We start from the raw sequence: 1553 nt of genomic DNA, 5'->3' as shown, positions 1-1553 counted from the left end.
GGGATGGCAGTTTTCATATCTATTTTACGGCTATTCCTCCGGCTGTAAAAGAGAGGCTGGATGCTATTTATAACTCTGGATCTATCGGCCAAACTGAGATAAAGAAACCTGATTAATTTGCCCAAATGGGAATTCGATCGATAGCGAGCTCATCTTTCCGGAAAACTGGCGGCGTGTTGTGAATATATTGACAGCGTTGTTTAACTAAAGATTAGTTCGCAGGTTTTTCCTCTACCTATGTCCAACGGAATTAAGTTTAAAAATAAAGCAAATTGGTTGCCGGCTATGGCAACGATTTTAAGTATGGGATTGCTGAATTTATCAACGCCAGCTTTGGCAGATTCAACTACGAGTGATTGGAGCGAGTGGATTGATATTTATAGCCTTGAAGGGGGTAGCCGAATGAGTGACCCTCCAGGCTATGCCAGTCTAAGAGATTGTTTGACGAATGGTGTTAATTTTTTGAGAAGTCAAAGAGCGACTCAAACTGGTGTTCTCAGACGATCTGCTGCTTTCGGGCGATTTGGCGATATTTCTGCCTACTTAATTTGTGCGCCGGAAGGTGATAGTGTGATGGTGTTTGTTTCTGGGCCTAGCAGTCAATACCAACGAGTTCAACGCTTACGCAGACGTCTGACTAATGAGTTTATCAGATATTATTAATCTTCGGCAAGGGCTGACAATTGGGCGGGCGTCCCGCCCACCCCACAAGAATGGAAAGTATCTTGTAGGTTGCGTCAGAGGTTAAAGTTGTTCTGTATTACTAATCGATCGAGTCTGACGCACTTTACAATTGATGGAAAAATGGGATAATGCGATCGATCTCGTTGACCAGCTTCAGCTATTTTCTGGTTCGGCTTGTGTTTCGCTTTTAGCGTTTTTCAGCAGATAAGATTTTTGGCTGGGGGAAATCATTCCTTGCAGAGATTCTTTGAATTCTAAATTGCCTTTTGAATTTAAAGATGCCTGACTTACTGTTAGCATGGAGCCGCTTATTTTGCAGGTTGGGCAATTCTGAAGGTGGACTTCTAAACTGGGAACCGGGATATCTTTCGCTGGATTAATTAGTTGACCTGCTTGGATAAAATTCTCTTTTTTTACCAAATCCAAAAAGTTTTCGGAAGAAAGACCTTCCACATTTCCTACGCGCTCTTTCTCGCCGTACCATCCATTGCAACTCTCGCAGAATGGTTGTTGGGCAGCAAAGTAAGCTAAAGCAATTGCTATGCCATCGATTATCGCTAATTCTATTAACCAGTAAACCCAAGTAAAAGTTTCGTCGAGTTGAGCGCCTTCTGTACCGAATTTGCCTATTTTAACACCTTGTTTGGCGCTGTATTTCATAAATCCCCAGAAACCTGTGGCTCCTGTTTCTTGATTTAAGTAGGCGTCAATCATTTTGTCAGCAATGGCGCGATCGACTTGTCCGAATTCTTTGCTAATTTCTCTGGATGCTTCTTGCTTAAAGCTTAAGTATTCTCCTGCTTGAACGGTGCCATAAACTATCAGTCCGGTTAAAGCAGCAAAGGCACTGGCAATTAAGGGATTTCTGA

The 1553-nt window shown here is 42.6% G+C and carries 2 protein-coding genes; one reads left to right on the top strand and one right to left on the bottom strand.

Annotation, left to right across the window (positions count from 1 at the left end):
- Nucleotides 1-285: 285 nt before the first annotated feature.
- Entirely contained in the window at nt 286-663 is a 378-nt protein-coding gene (locus H6S82_RS32490) for a hypothetical protein (protein ID WP_190470094.1), read from the top strand.
- Nucleotides 664-837: 174 nt separating this feature from the next.
- Here the strand turns inward: H6S82_RS32490 and H6S82_RS32485 are convergent.
- On the bottom strand, nt 838-1553 hold a 716-nt coding region (locus tag H6S82_RS32485), incomplete at its 5' end, for a hypothetical protein (RefSeq protein WP_191057448.1).

Source organism: Planktothrix sp. FACHB-1355, from assembly GCF_014748295.1.
Classification (GTDB): Bacteria; Cyanobacteriota; Cyanobacteriia; order Cyanobacteriales; family Aerosakkonemataceae; genus Aerosakkonema; species Aerosakkonema funiforme_A.
This window is presented reverse-complemented; position numbering and strand designations above follow the sequence as displayed.

What these genes read in the sequence shown, in the direction of transcription:
- H6S82_RS32490 (WP_190470094.1), top strand. Translation starts at nt 286, where the DNA reads ATGGCAACGATTTTAAGTATGGGATTGCTGAATTTATCAACGCCAGCT.